The sequence below is a fragment of the uncultured Microbulbifer sp. genome, from assembly GCF_947489355.1.
In the GTDB taxonomy this organism is placed as follows: Bacteria; Pseudomonadota; Gammaproteobacteria; order Pseudomonadales; family Cellvibrionaceae; genus Microbulbifer.
Genome location: NZ_CANLDD010000197.1, coordinates 1 through 382, shown reverse-complemented (window position 1 = coordinate 382; position 382 = coordinate 1). Strand labels below are relative to the sequence as shown.

The 382-nt window shown below is 54.2% G+C and carries 1 pseudogene; it reads left to right on the top strand.

The features are described from left to right. Window positions 1-382: pseudogene (locus tag Q1A48_RS21435) on the top strand (IS3 family transposase); the annotation flags it as partial.

The following is a 382-nucleotide window of genomic DNA, read 5'->3' as shown; positions in this document are numbered from 1 at the left end:
GGGTAAAGCAGCTTGTGGCTGAACGTGGTGGTGAGACGCCTACCAGTAAGGCCCTTACCCCTGAGCAGCAAAGAATCCAGGAGCTCGAGGCCCGGATTAATCGCCTGGAACGGGAGAAAGGGATACTAAAAAAGGCTACCGCTCTCTTGATGTCCGACGAGATGAATCGTACGCGCTGATAGACCGATTAAGTGAGCAGGAGCCCGTGGAACTGGTCTGTGAAGCGTTTGAAGTACCTCGATCATGCTACTACGAGTACAAGAACAGGAAGAACGTTATTGATGCGTCCAGGGTTCAGCTCCGGGCCAAGGTCAATGAGGCCTTCAATCGTAGCCGTAGTGCCGCGGGCAGTCGAACAATCGTCGGGCTGCTCAACGATCAG